Source organism: Flavobacterium sp. XN-5 (assembly GCF_008033395.2).
In the GTDB taxonomy this organism is placed as follows: Bacteria; Bacteroidota; Bacteroidia; order Flavobacteriales; family Flavobacteriaceae; genus Flavobacterium; species Flavobacterium hiemivividum.
The window spans coordinates 55,561-80,307 of the sequence record NZ_VOGZ02000012.1 but is presented as its reverse complement, the minus strand read 5'-3'; the positions used below and the strand labels follow the sequence as shown (position 1 = coordinate 80,307).

Here is a 24,747-nt window from a genome sequence, read left to right as displayed (position 1 = left end):
TTTCCTTTTTCGACTAACTAATATATATGCTTAATTTTTGCTGCTCCACAGGTTTTCGTTTTGATCCGTTAAATCTACTTGATTAACAATCAATTAGACTCAAATAAAAAAGAGACAAATCAGAATATTTCTGTTTTGTCTCTTATGGTGGGCGATGAGGGGTTCGAACCCCCGACCCCCTCGGTGTAAACGAGGTGCTCTGAACCAGCTGAGCTAATCGCCCTATTTTACAATTCGGATAATTTCTTGTTCCTTATTGCGAGTGCAAATATAAGCTTAGATTTTATATTTACAAGCAAAAAATGAAAATAAATTAATAATAATTTCGTCCTAATCTCTTTCATACTCACTAACAGCGCATTAATACAAATAGCTAAAGCTACTATTTTTTTGTATTGATTCCCGATAGTATTACATTTGCATTATAAACAGCAAATAATGGCAAGGTTCAAAGAAAATGATTTACCAAAATCAAAAATTACCGCAAGTTCTCTCAACAAAGCAATCCTTATATTTAAATATGCAGAAAATCATCGCTGGAAGTTTTATGTAGGGTTAGTTTTTTTATTGCTGACCGGAGCCACTGCTTTGGCTTTTCCAAAATTGATGGGAATGTTAATCGACAGTGTAAAAAATAAAAGTTACACCGACGCTAACAACATTGCTCTATTTCTGATTGGCATTCTATTTATGCAATCTATTTTTTCGTTTTTTAGATTGTCCTTATTTATCAATTTTACAGAACATACGCTAGCTAATCTGAGATTGTCGTTGTACAGTAATTTAGTAAAACTACCTATGTCTTTCTTTTCTCAAAAACGCGTAGGTGAATTAAACAGTAGAATCAGTTCAGATATTACACAAATTCAAGACACTTTAACTTCTACGATTGCTGAGTTCTTAAGACAGCTCATTTTAATTGTGGGTGGAGTCGCACTATTAGCAACCGAAAGCATTAAATTGACTTTACTAATGTTGTCTGTAGTTCCTTTAGTGGCTGTGGCGGCGGTTATCTTTGGTCGGTTTATTCGAAAATTTTCAAAAAGCGTACAAGATCAGGTAGCAGAAAGTCAGGTAATCGTTGAGGAAACGATGCAGGGAATTAGTATTGTTAAGGCTTTCGCCAATGAATGGTACGAAATTGCCCGTTATGACGGGAAAATAAAAGAAGTAGTAAAATTAGCCATCAAAGGCGGGAAATATCGAGGATACTTTGCTTCCTTCATTATTTTTTGCCTTTTTGGAGCTATCGTAGCCGTAGTGTGGTTTGGTGTTCGATTGAGCATCAGCGGAGAAATGAGCGTAGGACAATTGATATCATTTGTATTGTATTCTACGTTTGTAGGAGCTTCTTTTGGAGGAATCGCTGAGTTGTATGCCCAAATCCAAAAAGCGATTGGAGCCACAGAGCGTGTTTTTGAATTATTGGAGGAAACTCCAGAAAAAATCAACTCCAAACAAAGCGCTTCTTCGCTTGAAAAAATTAAAGGAAATGTTACTTTTAAAAATGTAGCCTTTAGTTACCCTTCGAGAAAGGAGATAAAAGTATTAAAAGATGTCAATTTCACCGCAAATTTTGGTCAGAAGATCGCTATTGTAGGTCCTAGTGGAACTGGAAAATCAACAATTGCTTCGTTATTATTACGCTTTTACGATATTGATTCAGGAGAAATATTAATTGACGGAAAAAACATTTATGATTTTGAATTAGAAAATCTTCGTGGCAACATGAGTATTGTTCCCCAGGATGTAATTTTATTTGGAGGAACTATCAAAGAAAATATCGCTTACGGGAAACCAGAGGCTAGCGAAGATGAAATTCTATTGGCTGCCAAACAAGCCAATGCTTTTAATTTTATCGAAGGATTCCCTGAAAAATTTGAAACAATCGTTGGCGAGAGAGGAATTAAACTTTCTGGAGGTCAAAGACAGCGTATTGCAATTGCCAGAGCACTTCTTAAAAATCCAAGTATCTTAATCCTTGATGAGGCTACCTCTTCACTAGACAGCGAAAGTGAAAAATTAGTACAAGAAGCTTTAGAAATTTTGATGCAAGGAAGAACAAGTATTATTATCGCGCACAGACTATCTACTATTCGTAGTGCTGATCAAATATTAGTACTTGACAATGGAGAAATAACAGAGCAAGGGACACATCAAGAATTAATGACTTTAGAAAACGGAAAATACAAGAATTTAAGTAATTTGCAGTTTAGCCATTCTTAAAGTTCCTTCCCACTAGCCCCCTCGGAAAGAGGGGGAAACTATAAGGAAGTGGATTTTATAAATTGCAATCGGTAAGCGGCAACTAAAAACTGATCACTGGAAACTATTATTTCCCTTTTCTTCTTTTGCGTTCTGCCTTAATCAAACCTAACTCACGACTTGTTTGTCCTGCTACTGAAGTATTTTCCTCTGCACGACGAATCAAATACGGCATAACATCTTTTACAGGTCCAAAAGGCAAGTATTTGGCAACATTATAATTATGATCTGCTAGGTTATAACTGATATTATCACTCATACCATACAATTGACCAAACCAAATTCTATCGTCCTTTGAACTAATTCCTTTGGCCTTCATCATCTCCATTAAGCTATATGTGCTTTCTTCATTATGTGTACCTGCAAAAATGGACATCTTATCTAAATGTTCAAGCATGTATTGCACTGCAGCATCATAATTAACATCTGTAGCTTCCTTTGTAGAACAAATAGGTGACGGATATCCTTTTTCTTTGGCTCTGTCATTTTCCTTTTCCATATAAGCGCCACGTACTAACTTCATCCCAATAAAAAAGCCTTCTTCTTTAGCTTGTTCATGCAACTTTTTCAAATAATCCAAACGATCCCAACGGTACATTTGCAACGTATTAAAAACAATTGCTTTTTCTTTATTGTACTTGCGCATCATCTCAGTAACCAAGTCATCAGCTGCATCTTGCATCCAACTCTCTTCACCATCGATAAGCAAGGCTACATTTTTTTTATGGGCTTCACTACAAACTAAATCAAAGCGAGCTACTACTCTATCCCATTCTTCTTGCTCTTTTGCTGTTAACGTCTGTTTTTCTCCAAGTTTTTCATAGAGTTCAAAACGTCCAAGACCCGTTGGTTTGAAAACAGCAAATGGTATTGCATCGCGCTCTTTAGCAAATTCTACCGTTTTTAATGTCATTGCTAAAGCAGCATCAAACTGATCTTCTTCCTCTTTACCTTCTACTGAATAATCCAATACAGAAGAAACACCTTTGATATACATTTTATCAACAACAGAAAGACAATCGTTTTCATTTACTCCTCCACAAAAATGATCAAAAACAGTTGCGCGAATCAATCCTTCCACTGGAAGATGTGCGTTCAAAGCAAAATTAGTTACTGCTGCCCCTATACGTACCAATGGTTCGATAGAAATCATTTTAAAAAGAAAGTACGCTCTATCAAGTTCGGTATCACTTTTTAATGCGAAGGCCACTTGTGTATTATTGAATATTTTTTCCATCTATTGTGATATTTTTATGCAAATATAGACAGAGTTTTGAATATTATTTAGCAAAAAATACCTTATTTTGCGCTTTCAATTAATCCAATAAGATGCAAACGATTCAAGCCGACAATTATCCAATTTATTTTAATGAAAAAGGATATGAAGCTCTAAACCTTCACCTGAAAGAAAATAAATACTCTAACCTATTCATTATAGTAGACAGCAATACAAACGATTTGTGTTTACCAACATTTCTACCCTATTTAGAAACGGAATTGACTATTGAAATTATCGAATTTGAAGCAGGAGAAGAAAATAAAAATATTGAGACTTGCGTCCAAATATGGAACGTTTTAACTGAACTTGGTGCTGATAGAAAAAGTCTTGTCATCAACGTAGGTGGTGGAGTTGTAACAGATTTAGGCGGTTTTGTTGCTTCAACATTCAAACGCGGAATTGATTTTATAAATGTACCTACCACACTACTATCTATGGTAGATGCTTCGGTAGGCGGAAAAAACGGAGTCGATTTAGGAAATTTAAAAAATCAAATTGGTGTTTTCAACCTTCCGGCGATGGTAATCGTCGATACTAATTATTTAGAAACACTGCCTCAAAACGAGATGCGCTCTGGTCTTGCCGAAATGCTTAAGCACGGTTTAATCTTTGATAAAGCCTATTGGGAACAATTTTTAGATTTAAAAACGATTGACTTTGCTGATTTTGATGAGTTGATCCATCGCTCTGTAGCAATAAAAAACGAAATCGTAACATTAGACCCCACAGAAAAAAATATTAGAAAATCACTCAACTTCGGGCATACCTTAGGACATGCAATTGAAAGTTATTTTTTAGAAAATGAAAACAAAACTACCTTATTACATGGTGAAGCCATTGCGGTAGGGATGATTTTAGAAAGTTATATTTCATTAGATAAAAAATTGATCAGTGAAGCCGAGTATAAGCAAATCAAAACAACGATAAAATCTATCTTTGATGACATTGTGTTTAATGAAAGTGATATTGAACCCATACTCGAACTATTGATTCATGACAAGAAAAATGAATATGGTTCCATACAATTTGCCCTTATAGAAGGTATTGGTAAAATAAAAATCAATCAATTGGTTGAAAATGAATTAATTCTTGAAGCATTTAAAGATTATAAATCTTAAATATTTTTTAGTTAAAAGGATTGGATTGCGTATAATTTATTTTTTACATTTGCCACGATGAAAAACAATCAAAAACAAGGAAATTACAGCTCAAATAAAAACACAAACAATAAAGCTTTTTTAAGAATATTGAAGCGTTTTTATGCGATCAAAGAATATTTCTCTTTTGATCATTCTCAACATTTAAAAGTAGATCACGAAAAACTGCAGATTATTTATGCAAATATTAGGGTTTGAAAATTAGTTTAATTCAAAATCCAATTTAATTAATCTAAAACACTAAAAGCTAAATGAATACTAAATATTCAGATCTAATAAATCAAACGTATTATTTCCCACAAGAAGAATTTACTTTAAACAAAGACAATCTAAAGTTTCACAATATTGACTTGATGAAACTCGTGGAAGAATATGGAACTCCATTAAAATTCACCTATTTACCTCAAATTTCAAATAACATCAACAAAGCCAAAAACTGGTTTCGTAAATCGATGGAAAAAAACAAATATGAGGCAAAGTATTACTATTGCTATTGTACAAAAAGCTCCCATTTTGAATACATAATGAATGAAGCTTTTAAAAACAATATTCATGTTGAAACATCATCAGCTTTCGATATAAATATTGTTGAAAATTTGATGGCAAATGGAAAAATAAATAAAAGTACTTATGTTATTTGTAATGGTTTTAAAAGAGACCAGTACATAGAAAATATCGCACGACTAATCAATAATGGGCATAAAAATACAATTCCTATTATTGATAATTATGAAGAGCTAGATTTACTTCAGGCAGAAATTAAAGGAAAATTCAAAATTGGAATTCGTATCGCTGCCGAGGAAGAACCAAAATTTGAGTTCTATACTTCCCGACTTGGAATTGGGTATAAAAACATTGTTAGTTTTTACAAAAAACAAATTCAGGAAAATGATAAATTAGAGCTGAAAATGCTACACTTTTTTATCAATACCGGGATTAATGACACAGCCTACTATTGGAATGAATTAGTAAAATGTATCAAGGTTTACATCGCACTAAAAAAAGAATGTCCAACATTAGACGGCTTAAATATTGGAGGAGGTTTTCCAATAAAGAATTCTCTTGCATTTGAATACGACTACCAATACATGATTGATGAAATAATCAATCAGATTAAAATTGCCTGTGATGAAGCTGATGTAGACGTTCCAAATATCTTCACTGAATTTGGTTCATTTACTGTAGGAGAAAGCGGAGGAGCTATCTACCAAATTTTGTATCAAAAACAACAAAATGATAGGGAAAAATGGAACATGATCGATTCTTCTTTTATCACTACTTTACCTGATACTTGGGCAATTAACAAGCGTTTTATCATGCTAGCCATCAACCGATGGAATGAAACATACGAAAGGGTTTTGTTGGGTGGTTTAACTTGCGACAGCGACGATTACTACAATTCTGAGCAAAATATGAACGCAATTTATTTGCCAAAATACAATAAAGAAAAACCATTATACATCGGGTTTTTTAATACTGGTGCTTATCAGGAAACAATTGGTGGATATGGAGGATTACATCACTGTTTGATTCCACAACCAAAACACATCTTAATTAACAGAGATGAAAACGGAATTTTGGGAACTGAAGTTTTCTCAGAACAACAAACAGCCGATGATGTTTTAAAAATATTAGGTTACGACAAAAAATAAATAATTAAATACACAATTAGTCAATTTAAAAATTATTATATTTGAGTGTAAACATTCAATGAATTGATTTTTAAATCTTTAAATCCAATAAAATGAGTAAAGGACCAATAAGTCAGTTTATTGAGAAGCATTATTTGCATTTCAATTCAGCTGCTTTAGTAGATGCTGCAAAAGGTTACGAACAACAGCTAGCCAATGGCGCTAAAATGATGGTAACGCTTGCCGGAGCGATGAGTACAGCAGAAATCGGAAAGATCTTTGCAGAAATGATTCGTCAAGATAAAGTGCAAATTATTTCGTGTACAGGAGCAAATCTTGAAGAAGATATCATGAACTTAGTTGCTCATTCTCATTATGAAAGAGTTCCTAATTACCGTGATTTAACTCCGGAACAAGAGTGGGACTTACTTGAAAGAGGTCTTAACAGAGTAACTGATACTTGTATTCCAGAACACGAAGCATTCCGTCGTTTGCAAAAACATATTTACAAAATCTGGAAAGATGCAGATGACAAAGGAGAACGTTATTTACCGCATGAATATATGTACAAAATGCTTTTATCAGGCGTTTTAGAAGAATATTACGAAATTGATTTGAAAGACAGTTGGATGTATGCCGCTGCAGAGAAAAATCTTCCTATGATCGTGCCAGGTTGGGAAGATAGTACAATGGGAAATATTTTTGCTTCATATGTCATTAAAGGAGATTTAAAAGCTTCTACGATGAAATCAGGAATTGAATACATGACATTTCTAGCGGATTGGTATCCAAAGAATTCCGCTAATGGAGTTGGATTTTTCCAAATTGGTGGTGGTATTGCAGGAGATTTTCCAATTTGTGTGGTTCCAATGTTGTACCAAGATATGGAAATGCCTGAAACTCCTTTTTGGAGCTATTTCTGTCAAATTTCAGATTCAACAACCAGTTATGGTTCTTATTCTGGAGCGGTGCCAAATGAAAAGATTACTTGGGGTAAATTAGACATTAAAACTCCCAAGTTTATCATCGAGTCTGATGCTACAATTGTAGCACCTCTAATTTTTGCTTATTTATTAGATTTATAGAATATCCTTATGAAAAGAGTAATTGTTGATTATGCAAAGTTAACTAACGAAATTTTAAACCTTTTAGTGGAAAAATTTCCTGATGGTTATGATGATTCGAATATCGTTCGTTTTAGAAATGCTAAAAACGAATTGATCGAGGCAGTAGAAGTGCGCACTGAAGATACTATGTATTTAGTAAAAGTAAGCACGAAACTGGCTGATCGAATTGAAAACTTTGATGAAGATGATGAAATCGATGATGTTATCGAGCCAATTATCCCAATGAAATCCTTGGGTATGGATGACGACATGGACGATGAAGATGATGAAGACGATGATCACAACGATCGAGACAAAGCAGATTCTGATGACGATGAAGATGATGACGATGAAGACAATCGTAGCAATCGAAAAAAACGTCCTTCAGATGATGACAAAGACGACGATGAAGATTAATTTCATTTAAAAATATAAAAAGGAGCTCTTAATCGAGTTCCTTTTTTTTATCCTAAGCAAAACTCTGTTTCTTATATCTACAGTTATTATTAAAAGGCACTTTTCTCCATCATGATCACATCACAAATATTACATGACTCTTTAAAGAAAAATTTTGGATTTGAGAAATTCAGACCCAATCAGGAGAATATTATAAACACTATTTTATCTGGTCATGATACCTTAGCAATAATGCCTACCGGTGGAGGGAAATCAATTTGTTTTCAATTGCCAGCGCTTTTATTTCCCGGAATTACAATCGTAATTTCGCCTTTGATCGCTTTGATGAAAGACCAAGTAGATAGTCTAAAAGCAAACGGAATTGAAGCCTGTTTTATCAACAGCAGTCAATCAAGTCAAGAACAGCAATTACACATTGAAAACCTAAAAGACAATAAAGTCAAAATGGTTTATGTAGCTCCCGAAAGTTTATCCTATTTAGAAAATGCATTTAGCCAAATCACCATAAGCCTTATAGCGATTGATGAAGCGCATTGTATTTCTTCTTGGGGACATGACTTTAGACCTGCCTATACAAACCTGGGCTATTTAAAAAACCGCTTCCCCTCTACTCCTATATTAGCTCTGACAGCCACTGCAGATAAAGCTACACGTAAAGACATTAGCAAACAATTAAATTTAATAAATCCGAAGTCGTTTATCTCTTCTTTTGATCGAAAGAACCTCAGTTTAGAAGTTCGTCCTGCACTCGACAGGGTCAAACAAATAATTGATTTTATAACCGACAAACCTACTGAGGCAGGAATAATCTATTGTTTAAGCAGAAAAACTACCGAAGAACTTGCAGCTAAGCTTAAGAAAGCGGGTGTCAACGCAAAAGCCTATCATGCCGGTTTAGACACTGCGGTGCGATCACAAACTCAGGACGAATTCATTAATGACGATTGTCAAGTGGTATGTGCCACGATTGCTTTTGGAATGGGAATCGACAAATCCAACGTGCGTTGGGTCATTCACTACAATTTGCCCAAAAATATAGAAGGCTATTATCAAGAAATAGGACGAGCTGGACGCGATGGCTTGCCCTCAGAAACGATACTATTCGAAAGTTATGGCGATGTAATCCAATTGCAGAAATTTGCTTCTCAAGGTTTAAATGCAGAGGTGCAACTGGCGAAACTCGAAAGAATGAAACAGTATGCCGATGCCTTGAGCTGTCGCAGAAAGATATTACTGTCCTATTTCGGTGAGCTAGTAACTGAAAATTGCGGGAATTGCGATATTTGTAAAAATCCACCTGAATTTTTTGATGGAACGATTATCGCGCAAAAAGCATTATCGGCTATTATTCGATTGAAAGAATCAGAACCTTTACCTGTAATTATTGATTTCTTGAGAGGCTCGAAGAATGCTTATATATTCGAAAATGAATATCAAAATTTAAAAACCTACGCTGTAGGTAGTGATACATCTTGGTACGACTGGAATCAATATATCATTCAATTAATCAATCAAGGACTTTGCGAAATCGCTTTTCACCGCCAAAATAAAATTCGCCTCACCGCATTAGCACGTGAAGTTTTATTTGAAGGCGATAAAGTACAATTGACCACTGTCCAAAAAATCAGTACCGAAAAAACTGAGCTTAAAGAAACCAAAACTAGATCGGTAGCCAATTCTCTTTTTGAAACCCTTCGAAAATTGCGTTATGAAATTTCTAAAGAAGAAAGCGTTCCTGCCTATGTGATTTTCAGTGATGCCGCTTTACGACAAATGGAAACGATACGGCCAATGAGCGATGACGAATTCATTACAATTGACGGTGTAGGAAAAGCAAAACTGGAAAAATATGGCGATACGTTTATTAAAGCCATAATAGCATTTCAAAAAAACAAAGCTGTCAAACCTAAAAAAGAAGCTAGTACTTATAAAGAAACCCTAAAACTATTTCAAAGCGGTCTAACAGCTGATGAAATAGCATTGAAACGAAAACTAGGAATTGGCACTGTAATGTCTCATTTAGCCAAATTATATTTAGACGGAGAAGCAATTGACTTATATCAATTTGTTTCGGAAGAGGAAGTGAGTTTAATTGCTAAGGCAAAATTGCAATTAGAAAGCTCTACAGCTTTGAAACCGTACTACGATTATTTGGAAGAAAAAATTGCTTACGACAAAATCAGATTAGCTTTGGCTATTATCGAAAAAGAAAATCGCAACTAATAAATGTACGCTATTATTTTTTTTGATATTGTACAATAAAACAAATTGAAAATTCTTGCCTTATATACTGGATTTTAAAGAGATGCTATTAGGTCTTTAAGTTTAAAAGACCGTATGATTTTTTTCGAATAAATAGAATAACTAGCTTACTTCTAGGAAAATTAGTTAATTTTATTTTCCATACACATTTACTGTGTAACTATTCTAATTAACAATGCAAGGATGAATCTCGATACAGACTTTAGTTATAAAACCCTTTCACTAACTCCAGATTACGAGGGAGAAGTTACTGCTACGGTCATTTCTTCTAATCGAAATCTAGGGAATAGAAAAAGTATATTGTACTTACATGGATATAATGACTATTTCTTTCATCCACATTTGTCCGAAAAATTTAATGACAATAGCATAGATTTTTATGCGCTCGATCTACGCAAATATGGCAGGTCGCTACTAAAACATCAGCATCCCAACTATTGCAAAGACATTGAAGAATATTTTGAGGAGATTTCTATTGCTATAAATGAAATTCATAATTTAAGTAACAACGCAATTTATCTTTTAGGTCACTCCACTGGAGGTTTGATAGCGAGCACTTATATGAATAGCGGTGTCGAACGAAACAAAATTGACGCTCTTATTTTAAATTCACCGTTTTTCGACATATATCAATCTGCCTTTGAGAAATTCATCAGTTATTGGGGTTCTAAAATCATTTCTACCATTGCTCCGTACGCTAAAATAGAAGGCGCATTAGCTCCTGTTTATGCACAAAGCGTACATAAAGACTTCTATGGTGAGTGGGATTTTAACCTCGATTGGAAACCAATAGAAGGTTTTCCTACTTATTTTAAATGGGTGGTCGCAGTGATCAACGCACAGAAAAGATTAGCGCACTCAAATATAAAAGTACCCATTCTAATCATGCATTCTTCAAAGTCTAAAAAGATGACTACTTTTTTTGAAGAGGCTATGTCTAGAGATACGGTATTGAATGTTGAGGATATAAAAAGAGTTGGAGCAACTCTGGGAGATAATGTCACGCTATTGCAAATCGACAATGCCTTGCACGATATTTTTCTATCTCCAAAAGCAGTTAGAGATTCCGCATTCGATAAAATGCTCTCTTGGTTGCTAAAAATTTAGTGTTTTTTGTCTACAACAACTTAGCTACAATAAAATAAGAAATAATAGCTGTAACATTTTGTTTGCCATTAATCCTAAAAAAGGAAAATCCCAAAATCTTATTACAAGATTTTGGGATTGTATATTTGAACTGAATCGAATTAAAATTGCTATTCGATAGGTAAAATTATAGTGGAAGTAATTTGCTCTAAAACTTCAAAAGCAGTTTCCGCCATCTTATTTCCTTTTGTATCTAAAAGTGGATTAACCTCAACAACTTCAATACAAACTACTTTTTTACTTTTAATAATCTGATTGATAATAGCAATTACTTCATGTTGATCAAATCCTTTAGGAACAGGAGTTCCAGTTCCATATGAAATCATATCACAATCCATAGAGTCAACATCAAAAGAAATATAAATTAAATCGCAGTTTGATAATTTAGATAAAGCCTCGGCAACACAGGTTTGTAGTCCTCTGTAACGCACTTCGTCTACTTTGTAGTTCTTGATACCCAATTTTTCAATTTGGCTATCTTCAGCCTCTTCTGTATCACGAACGCCAAAATAAATTAAGTTTTCGGGATCTATCTTAATACCAGGAGTACCAATATTCTTCATGTTCTCCCAGTGTTGCGCCGTTTCTGGACTAACCTCGTTGACTTTACAATCTAAATTATCTTCCCCCAATGCCGCTGACAATGGCATTCCATGAATATTCCCAGATGGTGAGGTATAAGGAGAATGCAAATCGGCATGCGCATCAATCCAAACGACACCCACTGCCTTTGTAGGATAAACTGCTTTAATACCGCTTATTGTTCCCAATGCTGAGGAATGATCACCTGATAATACGATGGGAAAATAATTTTCTTTCAAGTTGTGCTTTACTGCATAAGAAACACGCGTACATTGCTCCACTACGTGTTCTATCCTTTTGGCAAAAGTGTTTCTATTTTTATCATAAATGCTTTCGTTGTGCGTTTTCACGTCTTCAAATTCAAACTGATTAAAATAATCACTGTTGCGATTGATAGCAGCAATTTCGATTGCATCAATCCCTAAATCAGATCCTCTTGTCCCCGCACCAATATCTGAGCGATTCTTTATTAATTTTATAAACCGTTCCATACTAAATAGAAATTATTTAAAATCGTTAAGTGCTTTTTCTATAATCGAAAGACAGTCTTGTATTTGAGCTTCAGTAATAACCAACGGTGGAGCAAATCTAATTTTGTTACCATGAGTTGGTTTAGCCAACAATCCATAATCTCTAAATTTCAAACAAATCTGCCAAGCTAAGTCAGATTCTTCATCACAGTTGATTACAATTGCATTAAGCAATCCTTTTCCTCTAACTAAACTGATTAATGAATTTCTTGAAGCGATATCATTCAATCCTTTTCTTAATATTATTCCGAGACGTTCCGCATTTTCAGATAAGTTTTCATCACGCACAACTTCTAGTGCAGCCACTGCTACAGCAGCCGCTACTGGATTTCCACCAAAAGTCGATCCGTGTTGTCCTGGTTTTATAACATTCATAACTTCGTTATTAGCCAATACTGCAGAAACTGGATATACTCCTCCTGAAATTGCTTTCCCTAAGATAAGAATATCAGGATGCACATTCTCATGGTTTACTGCTAATAATCTTCCAGTACGAGCAATTCCTGTCTGAACCTCATCTGCAATAAATAATGTATTATGAGCTGCACATAATGCTTTGGCTTTCGCCAAATACCCTTCGCTAGGAACATAAACTCCTGCTTCCCCCTGAATTGGTTCCACTAAGAAACCAGCTATATTTGGATTTGATTTTAAAGCGGCCTCTAAGGCGTCGATATCATCATAAGGGATTTTGATAAAACCTTCTGTAAAAGGGCCAAAATTCTTACGCGCATTTTCGTCATTTGAAAATGAAATTATTGTTGTCGTTCTTCCATGGAAATTATTTTCGCAAACAATAATCTGAGCTTGATTCTCTGGAGTTCCTTTAACTTCATACGCCCATTTTCTACAAATTTTTAAAGCGGTTTCAACAGCTTCAGCTCCTGTATTCATTGGTAATACTTTATCAAAACCAAAATATTTAGTGACATATTCTTCAAAGACTCCCAATTGATCGTTATGAAAAGCACGCGAAGTCAAAGTTAAAGTTTGTGCTTGTTTTACCATTGCTCCTACAATTCTTGGATGACAATGTCCTTGGTTTACAGCCGAATATGCTGACAAGAAATCATAATATTTTTTACCATCAACATCCCAAACAAAAACCCCTTCTCCTTTTTCGAGAACTACCGGTAATGGATGATAATTATGGGCTCCATATTTATTTTCTTTTTCGATTAACGCTTCTGATTTAGAAGAAAGTACTTGTTGTGTTTGTGCCATGATAAAATAGATTTTAATGCTTAGATCACAAAAATACAAATATTTTTAAATTAAGCAATAAAAATCGATGTTTTTGATTTATTAGCGATTAAATAAAGTTAATTTTTAAAATTAAAGTCGTTTTTAAAGTCATTTTATAAAATTAAGTTGTACTATGGTCGTTAACATAAAAAATTTTAATTACTTTTATAGCTACAAAATAACACATTTTAATTTAAAATATTTTTCATGGATGTATTAGATGAATTCGACATAAAAATTTTAAAGGAATTGGAAAAAGATGGCCGAATGGCTTACTCTGCAATTGCTGCAACCTTAAAAGTATCTAATACCATGGTTCATCAGCGCATCAATCGCATGATGGAGCAAGGAATCATTACGGGAATAAAACCCATCATAAACGAAAAGAAAATAGGTTATGACTGGGGATCATTTACTGGGATTACACTAAATAAGGACGAAGATTCCAGTAGAGTTATAGACGAACTTAAAAAAATCCCTGAAGTTACGGAGTGTTATTACATCACCGGCTCTTTTACTTTGTATATAAAAATGATTGCGCGTGATCATGAACACATGCGAAAATTGCTTTACGAAAAAATTGACAGCATTCAAGGAATTGCAAAAACCGACTCCATGATTGAATTAGGCTGTGCCTTTAAAAGAAACATTTCCTTGTAATATCATAGCGCTAAAACGTTTAAAATTTTCATCTTTTCTAAAATAATGCAATACCGCAATAAACATATTCGATAGTGTAGCGCAAATTTTTTGGTTTTAATTCAGATATTTGTGTAAAAACACTACGCTATGAAAAATTTAAAATATTTTATTTTAGGAGTTCTTATATACTCAAACGCATCTTTTGGCCAGTTAAAAGCAGTTGCTTATAAAGATGCAAGTCAGGTTTTAAATGGCTTCAAGATTTCACCAGTTAAGAAAATTCCGCAAAAACCAGGGATTTTGATTCTTCCAGCTTGGCATGGAATTGACACAGCATCTAAGGAAATTGCAGGAGATTTGGCTAATTTGGGATACTATGCTTTCATAGCAGATATTTACGGCGAAGGAAATTACCCAAAAGATAATGCAGAAGCAGGTCAAAAATCTGGTTATTATAAAACCAATTATAAGGAATATCAAAAACGAATTTCATTAGCACTGCAACAACTCATCAAGTCAGGTGCTAATCCGAATAATATTGTAGTTATTGGATATTGTTTTGGAGGTACAGGAGCTCTTGAAGCAGCGCGTGGGCAACTCAATTTAAAAGGAGTGGTTTCTTTTCACGGTGGCTTAGGTAGAGATACGTCAAGACCTACTGAAGCAATTACTACTAAAGTTTTAGTCTGTCATGGCGCTGATGATCCTTATGTGTCGGCAGAAGAAATTACGACTTTCCAACAAGAAATGCGTGATACAAAAGCGGACTGGCAAATGATATATTATGCAAACGCAGTTCACGGTTTTACCAATCCTGAATATGGAAATGATAATTCAAAAGGTGCAGCTTATAATGCCACTGCAGCAAGACGTTCATTTGAACATTTGAAACTTTTCCTGAATGAGGTTTTAAAAAAGTAATATATTTTACAAAAGCATGTAACTATTAAAGCTCAGGTAGTACTAATACTTTACCTGAAGGTGATTTTTTGGAAAATACTTTTTGGAAAACCTTAAAAAACCTTTGATTAATACCATAAAATTTGACCTTAACATGCCTTTTCGATAAATAGAATAGAATACTATATTGTTATTACAAATTGTACAGTATTTGAATTTTAAACTTTCATAAATCTAAAATACCATTAAATGAAACAACTCCTTTTTATTTTTGTATTAGCCACTACTTTATCGTGTAGTAGTACAAAATCTGCTAAATCAGTAGATAATTCTGATTCTACAAAGTATATAAATACCATCACTGCAAATGAGCTAAAAACACATCTTTACATTGTGGCATCAGACGGAATGGAAGGCCGAGAAACGGGTTCTGCCGGACAAAAAAGAGCCGGGAATTATCTTATTAGTCAATATGTAAAAAACAATATTTCTTTTCCTACAGGCGCTACAAGTTTTTACCAGCCAGTTCCTGCTGCATTTTTAAACGCCAAGCGAAATGCAAATCTACCCGACTCAGAGAATATATGGGCCTTTATAGAAGGTTCAGAGAAGCCAGACGAAATTGTGATTGTATCTGCTCATTACGACCATGTGGGAGTGAAAAATGGAGACATCTATAATGGCGCTGATGACGACGGTTCAGGAACGGTAGCCCTTTTAGAGATGGCTGAAGCTTTTCAAAAAGCCAAAAAAGACGGTCACGGTCCAAAACGTTCGATTATGTTTTTACACGTAACAGGAGAAGAACATGGTTTATTAGGCTCAAGCTACTATTCTGAAAATCCTTTATTTCCTATGGCAAATACCGTAGCAAATATTAATATTGATATGATAGGTCGTCGCGATGAGGCTCATGCCAATTCAAACAACTATGTTTACGTGATTGGCGCAGACCGTCTATCAAGTGATTTAGACAATATCACTACCGCAGTGAATAAAAAATACATTCAAATGGAACTGGACTATAAATTCAATGACCTTGCCGATCCTAATCATTTTTATGAGCGTTCTGACCATTATAATTTTGCAAAACATGGAGTTCCTTCCGTTTTCCTATTTAATGGCGTTCACGCAGACTACCATCAAAAAACAGATACACCGGACAAAATTGAATATGACGCGTTAACAAAGAGAACGCAACTCGCTTTTACTATGGCCTGGGAATTAGCCAATAGAGAAAATAGACCCGTTGTAGACAAGAAATAAACGTAAGATTCATATAAAACGAAAGCTTTGAAGAAATTCAAAGCTTTTTTTCATTTCACTTAATCCCACAAAAAAAGCCTCTCATTTCTGAGAGGCTTTTGCCTTTTGGGTGGGAGACGGGGCTCGAACCCGCGACCCTCGGTACCACAAACCGATGCTCTAACCAACTGAGCTACAACCACCATAATGCTTAGCGGTGGCAAAGATACAACATAAGTTCACTTTTGCAAATATTTTTTTCAAAAAATTACATGAAATTTACATCAAATCTCCTAAACTATTGACTGCCAAATATCTTTCTACAGTAAAACCTTCAGCAAAATCTACTCCTACAAGTCGGCCTAGGTCCTGCGAACGATAATTCAAGCTTTCAAAGAAGTTTTTAGAGGTGATTGGCGACTCTGGTTCTTTCGAATCCTTGTCATAAAACTGCGAACCGTATGCTAATATCGATTCAATCTTTTTGTCTGTAAATCCTGAAATATCGACAACAAAATCTGGAACAATATTTTTCCACTGAATGTAATGATAGACTATTTTTGGTCTCCATGCTGTCTGCTTCTCTCCATCTAATTCAGTTTCGATTTTCATCAAACCAGATAAAAAACAAGCATCCGAAACTAATTTGCTTCCTTTTGCATGATCTATATGGCGGTCATCGATTGCATTACACAATACGATTTCTGGTTGGTACTTCCTGATCATTTTTATAATCTCACGTTGGTGCTTTTCATCATTGACAAAAAAACCGTCCCGCATTTCTAAATTTTCTCTAACGGAAACCCCTAGAATTTTTGCAGCAGCATTTGCCTCCTGATCTCTAATTTCAGCTGACCCTCGTGTTCCTAGTTCCCCACGAGTTAAATCAATAATACCAACTGTTTTCCCTAGGGATATTTCTTTTAAAATTGTTCCCGAACATCCCAGTTCCACATCATCCGGATGAGCTCCAAAAGCTAATATATCTAATTTCATTTCTATTTTTTCTATCTATTTTCTATTCTCTATTCTCTATTCTCTATTCTCTGTATTCTTTACTCTATTCTCTAACTACAAAACCTTCTTCATTGTCCCCGATTTATTGACGCTTTCTTCCCACTCGCTTCTTGGATCACTATCTTTTGTGATACCGCAACCCATGTACAAATACGCCTTATTTTCTTTTATTTTCATACATCTTAAATTGACATATAAATCAGATTTTAAAGTCTCTTTATCAAAGCCAACTTTATTTAACTCTCCTAAAAAACCAGTATAATACTCCCTATCATAATCTTCGTTTTCCAAAATAAAATCCTTCGCTTTCTGTTTAGGTAATCCACAAACAGCGGGCGTAGGATGTAAAACAGAAATCACTTGTTTCAAATTTGAATCATCGTTTAACACACCTTCAATATCCGTTTTTATATGAAATAACTCACCCGCTTTTAAGGCATAAGGGCTTGATATCGCAATATCTGATGTCAGGTCTTTTAAGTTTTTTAGAATAAAGTCGGTAACAAACTGTTGTTCTTCTACTTCTTTTTTCTCCCAGCTCACTTTTTGCGAACCTTTGCTTTTTTGGGTTCCCGCAACTGCCATAGTAGAAAACTTCTTATTATCAGATTTAAGTAATCTTTCTGGTGTAGCTCCCATCCATAAACCTATTTTGGGATGATACCAACAGTAACAAAAAGCATTTGGATAACTTTGAATCAATTTTTCGAAAACCGAAACCAAATCAAATCCTTGCAATTCGACTGTTTCCTTCCTTGATACCACAACCTTTTTAAAAACGTCCTTTCTGATAGCGTCAATTCCTTTTTGAACTAGAAATTCGAAATGCTCTTGAGCTTGCTTATTTTCAGACATTGAAAAATCAGAGTCAGCAGTTTCTTCGCTAGCCGTTATCAATGAACTCCATTTTACGGACTGATCAAAAGGAATAAGTATTCTTTGATTCCCTTCAAAAGGAGCAAAAACAAAACCAGACTCTTCAAAATTTTCAGCAAAATACAAATGATCGTTTTTCTGAAAATAACCCACTACTTTGATATTATCGGGCTTTCTATATAGCACAAAAGGCAATTTTTGTAATTCCTGTTGTTTCACTTTGATAAAAAAATCAATCATATTTACTTAATTGCAAACCGAAGTTTAATTAATAAAAAAGCACCTCTTATTCTTCTTTTCTCTTTCTTTTTGGCAAAACCATATTGGTCAATTTGCACAGTGAAATCAAATTATTATTTTCATCAGTAATTCGTATTTCCCATAAATGAATACTTCTACCCTGATGAATAATCTTAGCCGTAGCAGTTACTATACCATTGCGTTTTGCCTTAAGGTGATTTGCCGAAATCTCAATTCCACGCACTTCACTAAGCTCGGGATTTATAAATAAAAAGGAAGCCGCACTTCCCACACTTTCTGCCAAGGCCACCGAAGCACCACCGTGCAACAGACCCATAGGCTGATGAACAGTAGGATCTACAGGCATTGTTGCTGTCAAAAAATCCTCCCCAGCATCAACATACTCAATATTTAAGGTTTCCATTAAAGTGTTTTTGGAAATACGATTGCAGTATTCCAGTATTTTTTCTTTATCGAATGTCATGAATTTAATTTTATATAGATTGTAAAAATAAATAAAAGATAAGACACAAAAAGTAATTCCAATACTTATTCTGCATTCAAAATCAAAATCCTTTCACTCTGAATGAGTTTTTTCTTATTTTTACAGAAAATCAACCGAAATGCGTGCTTTTTCTCTATTGTTTTTTATCGGAATATTATTGTCAATTTACTCATGTCGTTCTGATTTTGAAACCGTGGCAAGTACGGGTGATTTAACTTTTTCAAAAGATACGATCTACCTGGATACTGTTTTTACTAATATCGGTTCCAGCACCTACCGTCTAAAAGTATACAATAAAAGTAAAAACGATATTAGCATTCCTACCATAAAACTAGCTAATGGTCTTAATTCTAAATACCGAATGACAGTAGATGGCATGCAAGGAAGCAGCGGAAAAATTTTCAATAATGTAGATTTATTGGCAAACGACAGTCTGTATATTTTCATCGAAACTACGGCTAACATTACAGATGCTAACCCAAGTGATTTTTTATATACGGACCAAATTGAATTTGATGCAGGAACTAATTTACAAAAAGTAGAATTAGTGACGCTCATTCAGGATGCTGTTTTCTTGTATCCAAAACGTTTTGCAGACGGAACTACAGAAACACTTCCTATTGGTGATGAAAAAATTTATGGCTTTTACTTGGATGAAAATGATCTTATAAATGGAAACGAACTCCATTTTACCAATACTAAACCCTATGTTATATATGGCTACGCTGCGGTTCCAACAGGAAAAACAGCTGTTTTTGACGCTGGTACTAGAGTCCATTTCCATTCCAATTCCGGGCTGATTGTAAGCAATACTGCCTCTTTAAACATAAATGGTACGATATCAACCTCAACCAAATTAGAAAATGAAGTCGTTTTTGAAGGTGATCGATTAGAGCCTAGATATGCAGATGTTCCCGGACAATGGGGAACCATCTGGCTTACAAATGGAAGTACTAATAACAAAATCAATCATTTAACCATAAAAAATGCGACGATAGGATTACTAATTCAAAACAATGACGGCACTACAGTATCGATTAAAAACACCCAAATCTATGATTCGTCTAATTATGGGATATTAGCTCAAACTGCAAAAATTAACGGAGAAAATATTGTAATTAATACAGCTGGATTAGCAAGTTTAGCGTGCACTTATGGCGGAAATTATAAATTTACCCATTCAACATTCAACAATAACTGGAACAGTTCATCGCAAGTAGCAGTTGCAATAGATAATTTTATTACGGGCGCCATTCCCGAAGTAAAAGATTTGACGCAAGCGACTTTCAACAATTGCATTATTTTTGGTTCGTATACGAATGAATTGAGCTTAACAAAAAAAACAACGGCTGCCTTTAATTACCAATTCAACAATTGTTTGATCAAATATGACGCAACATCCACAAATCCCGATTATCAATTTGCAACTGATGCCACTCATTATTCGGCAATTATTTTAAATCTGAGTCCAAAGTTTTACAATATCAACTTGAATAAATTGAATATTGATGCAAATTCGGCTGCTTTCGCAAAAGGGAATTCGGCATACTTGATTCCAAGAGATATTTCAGGAAAAACGAGAACTACGCCTCCAGATTTGGGTGCATATCAGAGTATGGACTTTCCAAAATAAAGTTGATTAACTTACCCCTAACTTCAACCAATAAGAAATTAAGTAAACACACTAACAAGTTTATATTTCTTTATGCTCGAAAGAAAAACAAACATTAATATATTTTTAATATTAAGTACTGAAATATCAGGTTTTAAAAAGTGTTTTTTACTCTTGCCAAAACTACTTTTTTAAACTAAATTTGCACCGTAATACAACAAACTACACAACAATGATCCATTTCTTTGAAAACCAAAGCAAAGCAATTTTTGCAGTACAAACGCAAGGCGAAATTTCAGCTCAAGACATTTCAAAATTAAACTGGCTTTTTGCCGACTCAAATAAAATTGAAAAATCCGTATTGACGGATTTTTTTGTTGGTCCCCGCGCCGCAATGGTCACTCCTTGGAGTACTAATGCCGTTGAAATCACCCAAAATATGGCGATTTCCGGAATCATCAGAATTGAGGAATTTCATTATGCTACAGCTGATTCCGACGATTTTGACCCTATGCTTTCGCAAAAATATACTGAACTAAATCAAGATATTTTTACTATCAATATAGCACCAGAAGCAATTTTGGATATTGAGGATATTGCAGCATACAACAAAAAAGAAGGATTGTCATTAAGCCCTGAAGAAGTGGAATACCTAGACAACTTAGTTGTTAAATTAGGTAGAAAACTAACTGATTCTGAAATATTTGGTTTCTCACAAGCCAATTCAGAGCACTGTCGTCACAAGATTTTCAATGGAAAATTTATTATTGACGGTGTAGAAAGAGAATCTTCTTTATTCAAAATGATTAAGAAAACATCGTTAGAAAATCCTAACGACATCGTTTCAGCATATAAAGACAATGTGGCTTTTGTAAAAGGACCGCGTGTAGAACAATTTGCTCCAAAAAGCGCTGACAAACCTGATTTTTATGAAGTGACAGAATTTGATTCGGTTATTTCATTAAAAGCAGAAACACATAATTTCCCTACAACTGTAGAGCCTTTCAATGGAGCTGCAACTGGTTCTGGAGGAGAAATTCGGGACCGTTTAGCAGGCGGACAAGGTTCTTTGCCTATGGCAGGAACGGCCGTTTATATGACTTCCTATTCTCGTCTAGAAGAAAACAGACCTTGGGAAAACGGAATGTCCGAAAGAAAATGGTTGTACCAAACTCCAATGGATATTTTGATCAAAGCCTCTAACGGAGCTTCTGATTTTGGAAACAAATTCGGACAACCGCTTATTACAGGTTCTGTGCTTACTTTCGAACATGAAGAAGATGCTCGCAAATTAGGCTTCGATAAAGTGATTATGCAAGCAGGTGGAATTGGATACGGAAAATTAGAACAGGCAATCAAAAAAACACCACAAACTGGAGACAAAATCGTTATCCTAGGTGGAGAAAATTATAGAATCGGAATGGGTGGAGCTGCAGTTTCCTCTGCGGATACCGGTGCTTTTAGTTCAGGAATTGAATTAAATGCAATCCAACGTTCGAATCCAGAAATGCAAAAAAGAGTTGCTAATGCCATTCGTGGATTAGTAGAAAGCAATGAAAACCCAATCGTATCTATTCACGATCACGGAGCTGGTGGACATTTAAACTGTCTGTCAGAATTAGTAGAAGATACTGGAGGTTTAATTGACTTGGACAAATTGCCTGTGGGTGACCCTACCCTTTCGGCAAAAGAAATCATCGGTAACGAGTCTCAAGAAAGAATGGGATTAGTTATTGGTCAAAAAGACATTGACACTTTACAACGCATCGCTGACAGAGAGCGCGCCCCTATGTACCAAGTAGGTGATGTGACTGGTGACCATCGTTTTACTTTCGAATCAAAAACTACGGGTGCTAAACCAATGGATTTTGCCTTGGAAGACTTTTTTGGAAGTTCTCCAAAAGTGGTAATGACAGATTCAACAATTGACAGAAAATATGCTGATTTAGAGTACAGCGTAAAAAACATATCAACTTATCTAGAACAAGTGCTTCAATTAGAGGCTGTGGCTTGTAAAGACTGGTTAACGAATAAAGTAGACCGTTGTGTGGGCGGAAAAGTAGCCAAACAACAAACTGCTGGACCATTGCAATTGCCGTTGAATAACTGCGGTGTAATGGCTTTGGATTACAACGGAAAAGAAGGAATTGCGACTGCTATTGGGCATTCACCTGTAGCCGCTTTACTTGATCCTATTGCAGGAAGTAGAACCGCGATTGCTGAATCTTTATCGAATATTGTTTGGGCTCCAATTAAAAATGGTTTGGACGGAATTTCGTTATCAGCAAACTGGATGTGGGCTTGTAAAAACGAAGGAGAAGATGCTCGTTTGTATGCTGCAGTTGAAAGTTGTTCGAATTTTGCAATCGAATTAGGAATCAATATTCCAACAGGAAAAGATTCCCTTTCGATGAAACAGAAATATCCAAATGACGAAGTAATTGCGCCAGGAACGGTAATTATTACCGCTGGTGGTAACTGTACAGATATTAGAAAAGTAGTAGAACCAGTTTTACAAAGAGAGGGTGGTTCTATTTATTATATTAATTTATCGCAAGATGAATTTAAATTAGGAGGTTCGTCATTTGCGCAAACCTTGAATGCTATTGGGAAAGATGCACCAACAATTAAAGATGCTGCCTTTTTCAAAAAAGCATTTAATACTATTCAGGAATTAATCTTAGAAGACAATATTCTTGCAGGACACGATATAGGAAGCGGTGGTCTAATTACTACTTTATTAGAAATGTGTTTTGCTGATAACAATTTAGGAGCTAAAATAGACTTCTCTGTTTTTGAAGAGAAAGACATTATCAAATATTTATTTGCTGAGAATATCGGAATTGTGTTCCAAGCTAAAGACGATGCCTCTTTAGAGAATAAGCTAAACACAAATGGAGTTTCTTTCTACAAATTAGGAACAGCAACTACAGAATCGACTTTAGACTTTGGTCCTTGCAAATTAGATATTGCGAAATACAGAGACATTTGGTTTAAAACTTCGTTTTTATTAGACCAAAAACAATCAAAAAACGGAATGGCACAAGCGCGTTTTGACAATTACAAAAATCAACCGTTAAACTATACTTTTCCAACACATTTTACAGGAAAAAAACCAGTTATCGATGCTTCGAAACCAAGACCAAAAGCAGCTATTATCCGTGAAAAAGGAAGTAATTCTGAGCGTGAAATGGCAAATGCTATGTACTTAGCCGGTTTTGATGTTAAAGACGTTCATATGACCGATTTGATTTCAGGTCGTGAGACTTTAGAAGACATTCAATTCATTGGAGCTGTTGGAGGTTTTTCTAACTCTGATGTTTTAGGTTCAGCTAAAGGTTGGGCTGGAGCTTTTAAATACAATGAAAAAGCAAATACTGCTTTGAAAAACTTCTTCAAACGTGAAGATACTTTGTCAGTGGGAATTTGTAATGGTTGTCAATTGTTCGTCGAATTGGAATTAATCCATTCAGAACATGAAGAAATGCCAAAAATGTTGCACAACAAAAGTAAAAAACACGAAAGTATCTTTACATCAGTTACAGTGCAGGAAAACAAATCAGTGATGTTGTCTAGCTTAGCTGGATCAACATTAGGAGTTTGGGTTTCACACGGTGAAGGAAATTTCGAATTGCCATTAGGTGAAGAAAATTACAATATCGTTGGTAAATACGCTTACGATGCGTATCCTGCTAATCCAAACGGTTCTCATTATGATGTAGCCATGCTTTGCGATCTTACAGGACGCCATTTAGTGATGATGCCGCATATCGAGCGTTCTACTTTTCAATGGAACTGGGCACATTACCCAAAGGACAGAAACGATGAAGTTTCACCTTGGCATGAAGCATTTGTCAATGCTAAAAAATGGATTGATAGAAACTAAATTACACTGTTATTTATATAGTAAAAGCGTTCTCTTTCGAGAACGCTTTTAGTTTTATATAGAAAAATAAGTTCTTTTAATTTTAAATTTGATTAAAATTAAAGTACCTGTTAATGTTTGCCTGTTTAAACAATTCTGCTGTAACATTAAAATTGAAATTAAATAAAGCTACAACCTACATTTCATAGTTTATATTGCTCGTCT

General features: G+C 34.8%; 19 protein-coding genes and 2 tRNA genes. 13 read left to right on the top strand and 8 right to left on the bottom strand.

Going from position 1 to position 24,747, the window contains the following annotated elements:
* Positions 1-145: 145 nt before the first annotated feature.
* A tRNA-Val gene (locus FQU23_RS15630) sits at positions 146-223 on the bottom strand.
* 215 nt (positions 224-438) lie between these two features.
* On the opposite strand from FQU23_RS15630, the gene FQU23_RS15625 reads away from it, so the two are divergent.
* Positions 439-2,226 (top strand): ABC transporter ATP-binding protein, encoded by a 1,788-nt coding sequence (locus FQU23_RS15625; protein ID WP_147674670.1) that lies wholly within the window; start codon positions 439-441, stop codon positions 2,224-2,226.
* Positions 2,227-2,332: 106 nt separating this feature from the next.
* On the opposite strand, the gene FQU23_RS15620 is transcribed toward FQU23_RS15625, so the two are convergent.
* On the bottom strand, positions 2,333-3,502 hold the full coding sequence (locus tag FQU23_RS15620) for a proline dehydrogenase family protein (protein ID WP_147674669.1): 1,170 nt from the start codon (positions 3,500-3,502) through the stop codon (positions 2,333-2,335).
* A 92-nt stretch (positions 3,503-3,594) separates the two neighbouring features.
* Between FQU23_RS15620 and aroB the strand changes: the two genes are divergently transcribed.
* From aroB to FQU23_RS15585, 7 genes are all read left to right on the top strand, one after another.
* Entirely contained in the window at positions 3,595-4,662 is a 1,068-nt protein-coding gene (aroB, locus tag FQU23_RS15615; RefSeq protein ID WP_147674668.1) for a 3-dehydroquinate synthase, read from the top strand.
* A gap of 57 nt (positions 4,663-4,719) precedes the next feature.
* Complete coding sequence (locus FQU23_RS15610) at positions 4,720-4,899, top strand: hypothetical protein (RefSeq protein WP_147674667.1); 180 nt, start codon at positions 4,720-4,722, stop codon at positions 4,897-4,899.
* A 53-nt stretch (positions 4,900-4,952) separates the two neighbouring features.
* Complete coding sequence (locus tag FQU23_RS15605; RefSeq protein WP_147674666.1) at positions 4,953-6,353, top strand: arginine decarboxylase; 1,401 nt, start codon at positions 4,953-4,955, stop codon at positions 6,351-6,353.
* A gap of 92 nt (positions 6,354-6,445) precedes the next feature.
* Positions 6,446-7,417 carry a deoxyhypusine synthase family protein gene (locus FQU23_RS15600; protein WP_147674665.1) on the top strand — a complete coding sequence of 324 codons (972 nt, stop codon included), beginning with the start codon at positions 6,446-6,448 and terminating at the stop codon, positions 7,415-7,417.
* Between the two features lie 9 nt (positions 7,418-7,426).
* Positions 7,427-7,855 (top strand): DNA primase, encoded by a 429-nt coding sequence (locus tag FQU23_RS15595; RefSeq protein ID WP_147674664.1) that lies wholly within the window; start codon positions 7,427-7,429, stop codon positions 7,853-7,855.
* A gap of 111 nt (positions 7,856-7,966) precedes the next feature.
* A complete protein-coding gene (gene recQ, locus FQU23_RS15590) occupies positions 7,967-10,078 on the top strand; it encodes a DNA helicase RecQ (protein ID WP_147674663.1) in 2,112 nt (703 codons plus the stop codon).
* A 222-nt stretch (positions 10,079-10,300) separates the two neighbouring features.
* The gene (locus FQU23_RS15585; RefSeq protein ID WP_147674662.1) at positions 10,301-11,224 is read left to right on the top strand and encodes an alpha/beta hydrolase; all 924 of its coding nucleotides are present in this window, start codon (positions 10,301-10,303) and stop codon (positions 11,222-11,224) included.
* Between the two features lie 149 nt (positions 11,225-11,373).
* On the opposite strand, the gene rocF is transcribed toward FQU23_RS15585, so the two are convergent.
* Both rocF and rocD read right to left on the bottom strand, forming a co-directional pair.
* Positions 11,374-12,336, bottom strand: a complete 963-nt coding sequence (rocF, locus tag FQU23_RS15580; RefSeq protein ID WP_147674661.1) for an arginase — start codon at positions 12,334-12,336, stop codon at positions 11,374-11,376.
* A 12-nt stretch (positions 12,337-12,348) separates the two neighbouring features.
* Positions 12,349-13,599, bottom strand: coding sequence for an ornithine--oxo-acid transaminase (rocD, locus tag FQU23_RS15575; RefSeq protein WP_147674660.1), 1,251 nt, complete (start codon positions 13,597-13,599; stop codon positions 12,349-12,351).
* 228 nt (positions 13,600-13,827) lie between these two features.
* Here rocD and FQU23_RS15570 point away from each other — a divergent pair, with 228 nt between their 5' ends.
* The 3 genes from FQU23_RS15570 (at position 13,828) to FQU23_RS15560 (ending at position 16,428) form a co-directional block, all read left to right on the top strand.
* Positions 13,828-14,280, top strand: coding sequence for an Lrp/AsnC family transcriptional regulator (locus FQU23_RS15570; RefSeq protein ID WP_132110998.1), 453 nt, complete (start codon positions 13,828-13,830; stop codon positions 14,278-14,280).
* A gap of 129 nt (positions 14,281-14,409) precedes the next feature.
* Positions 14,410-15,183: a dienelactone hydrolase family protein gene (locus FQU23_RS15565; protein WP_147674659.1), complete on the top strand. Its 774-nt coding sequence runs from the start codon at positions 14,410-14,412 to the stop codon at positions 15,181-15,183.
* Positions 15,184-15,411: 228 nt separating this feature from the next.
* Positions 15,412-16,428, top strand: a complete 1,017-nt coding sequence (locus FQU23_RS15560) for a M28 family metallopeptidase (protein ID WP_147674658.1) — start codon at positions 15,412-15,414, stop codon at positions 16,426-16,428.
* Between the two features lie 107 nt (positions 16,429-16,535).
* Here the strand turns inward: FQU23_RS15560 and FQU23_RS15555 are convergent.
* From FQU23_RS15555 to FQU23_RS15540, 4 genes are all read right to left on the bottom strand, one after another.
* Positions 16,536-16,611 (bottom strand) — tRNA-His (locus FQU23_RS15555).
* Between the two features lie 75 nt (positions 16,612-16,686).
* The gene (gene bshB1, locus FQU23_RS15550) at positions 16,687-17,403 is read right to left on the bottom strand and encodes a bacillithiol biosynthesis deacetylase BshB1 (RefSeq protein WP_147674657.1); all 717 of its coding nucleotides are present in this window, start codon (positions 17,401-17,403) and stop codon (positions 16,687-16,689) included.
* A 75-nt stretch (positions 17,404-17,478) separates the two neighbouring features.
* On the bottom strand, positions 17,479-18,540 hold the full coding sequence (locus FQU23_RS15545; protein WP_147674656.1) for an isochorismate synthase: 1,062 nt from the start codon (positions 18,538-18,540) through the stop codon (positions 17,479-17,481).
* Positions 18,541-18,586: 46 nt separating this feature from the next.
* Entirely contained in the window at positions 18,587-19,024 is a 438-nt protein-coding gene (locus tag FQU23_RS15540; RefSeq protein ID WP_147674655.1) for a PaaI family thioesterase, read from the bottom strand.
* A 139-nt stretch (positions 19,025-19,163) separates the two neighbouring features.
* On the opposite strand from FQU23_RS15540, the gene FQU23_RS15535 reads away from it, so the two are divergent.
* Complete coding sequence (locus FQU23_RS15535) at positions 19,164-20,678, top strand: hypothetical protein (protein WP_147674654.1); 1,515 nt, start codon at positions 19,164-19,166, stop codon at positions 20,676-20,678.
* A 211-nt stretch (positions 20,679-20,889) separates the two neighbouring features.
* Entirely contained in the window at positions 20,890-24,543 is a 3,654-nt protein-coding gene (gene purL / locus FQU23_RS15530) for a phosphoribosylformylglycinamidine synthase (RefSeq protein ID WP_147674653.1), read from the top strand.
* Positions 24,544-24,747: the final 204 nt, after the last annotated feature.

Excerpts from the sequence above, each read along its gene's own strand:
- FQU23_RS15620 (WP_147674669.1), bottom strand. The coding sequence starts at position 3,502 with ATGGAAAAAATATTCAATAATACACAAGTGGCCTTCGCATTAAAAAGT.
- recQ (WP_147674663.1), top strand. The coding sequence starts at position 7,967 with ATGATCACATCACAAATATTACATGACTCTTTAAAGAAAAATTTTGGA.
- purL (WP_147674653.1), top strand. The coding sequence starts at position 20,890 with ATGATCCATTTCTTTGAAAACCAAAGCAAAGCAATTTTTGCAGTACAA.
- FQU23_RS15595 (WP_147674664.1), top strand. The coding sequence starts at position 7,427 with ATGAAAAGAGTAATTGTTGATTATGCAAAGTTAACTAACGAAATTTTA.
- FQU23_RS15600 (WP_147674665.1), top strand. The coding sequence starts at position 6,446 with ATGAGTAAAGGACCAATAAGTCAGTTTATTGAGAAGCATTATTTGCAT.
- FQU23_RS15565 (WP_147674659.1), top strand. The coding sequence starts at position 14,410 with ATGAAAAATTTAAAATATTTTATTTTAGGAGTTCTTATATACTCAAAC.
- FQU23_RS15610 (WP_147674667.1), top strand. The coding sequence starts at position 4,720 with ATGAAAAACAATCAAAAACAAGGAAATTACAGCTCAAATAAAAACACA.
- FQU23_RS15605 (WP_147674666.1), top strand. The coding sequence starts at position 4,953 with ATGAATACTAAATATTCAGATCTAATAAATCAAACGTATTATTTCCCA.
- FQU23_RS15545 (WP_147674656.1), bottom strand. The coding sequence starts at position 18,540 with ATGATTGATTTTTTTATCAAAGTGAAACAACAGGAATTACAAAAATTG.
- FQU23_RS15540 (WP_147674655.1), bottom strand. The coding sequence starts at position 19,024 with ATGACATTCGATAAAGAAAAAATACTGGAATACTGCAATCGTATTTCC.
- bshB1 (WP_147674657.1), bottom strand. The coding sequence starts at position 17,403 with ATGAAATTAGATATATTAGCTTTTGGAGCTCATCCGGATGATGTGGAA.
- aroB (WP_147674668.1), top strand. The coding sequence starts at position 3,595 with ATGCAAACGATTCAAGCCGACAATTATCCAATTTATTTTAATGAAAAA.
- FQU23_RS15570 (WP_132110998.1), top strand. The coding sequence starts at position 13,828 with ATGGATGTATTAGATGAATTCGACATAAAAATTTTAAAGGAATTGGAA.
- FQU23_RS15585 (WP_147674662.1), top strand. The coding sequence starts at position 10,301 with ATGAATCTCGATACAGACTTTAGTTATAAAACCCTTTCACTAACTCCA.
- rocF (WP_147674661.1), bottom strand. The coding sequence starts at position 12,336 with ATGGAACGGTTTATAAAATTAATAAAGAATCGCTCAGATATTGGTGCG.
- FQU23_RS15625 (WP_147674670.1), top strand. The coding sequence starts at position 439 with ATGGCAAGGTTCAAAGAAAATGATTTACCAAAATCAAAAATTACCGCA.
- rocD (WP_147674660.1), bottom strand. The coding sequence starts at position 13,599 with ATGGCACAAACACAACAAGTACTTTCTTCTAAATCAGAAGCGTTAATC.
- FQU23_RS15560 (WP_147674658.1), top strand. The coding sequence starts at position 15,412 with ATGAAACAACTCCTTTTTATTTTTGTATTAGCCACTACTTTATCGTGT.
- FQU23_RS15535 (WP_147674654.1), top strand. The coding sequence starts at position 19,164 with ATGCGTGCTTTTTCTCTATTGTTTTTTATCGGAATATTATTGTCAATT.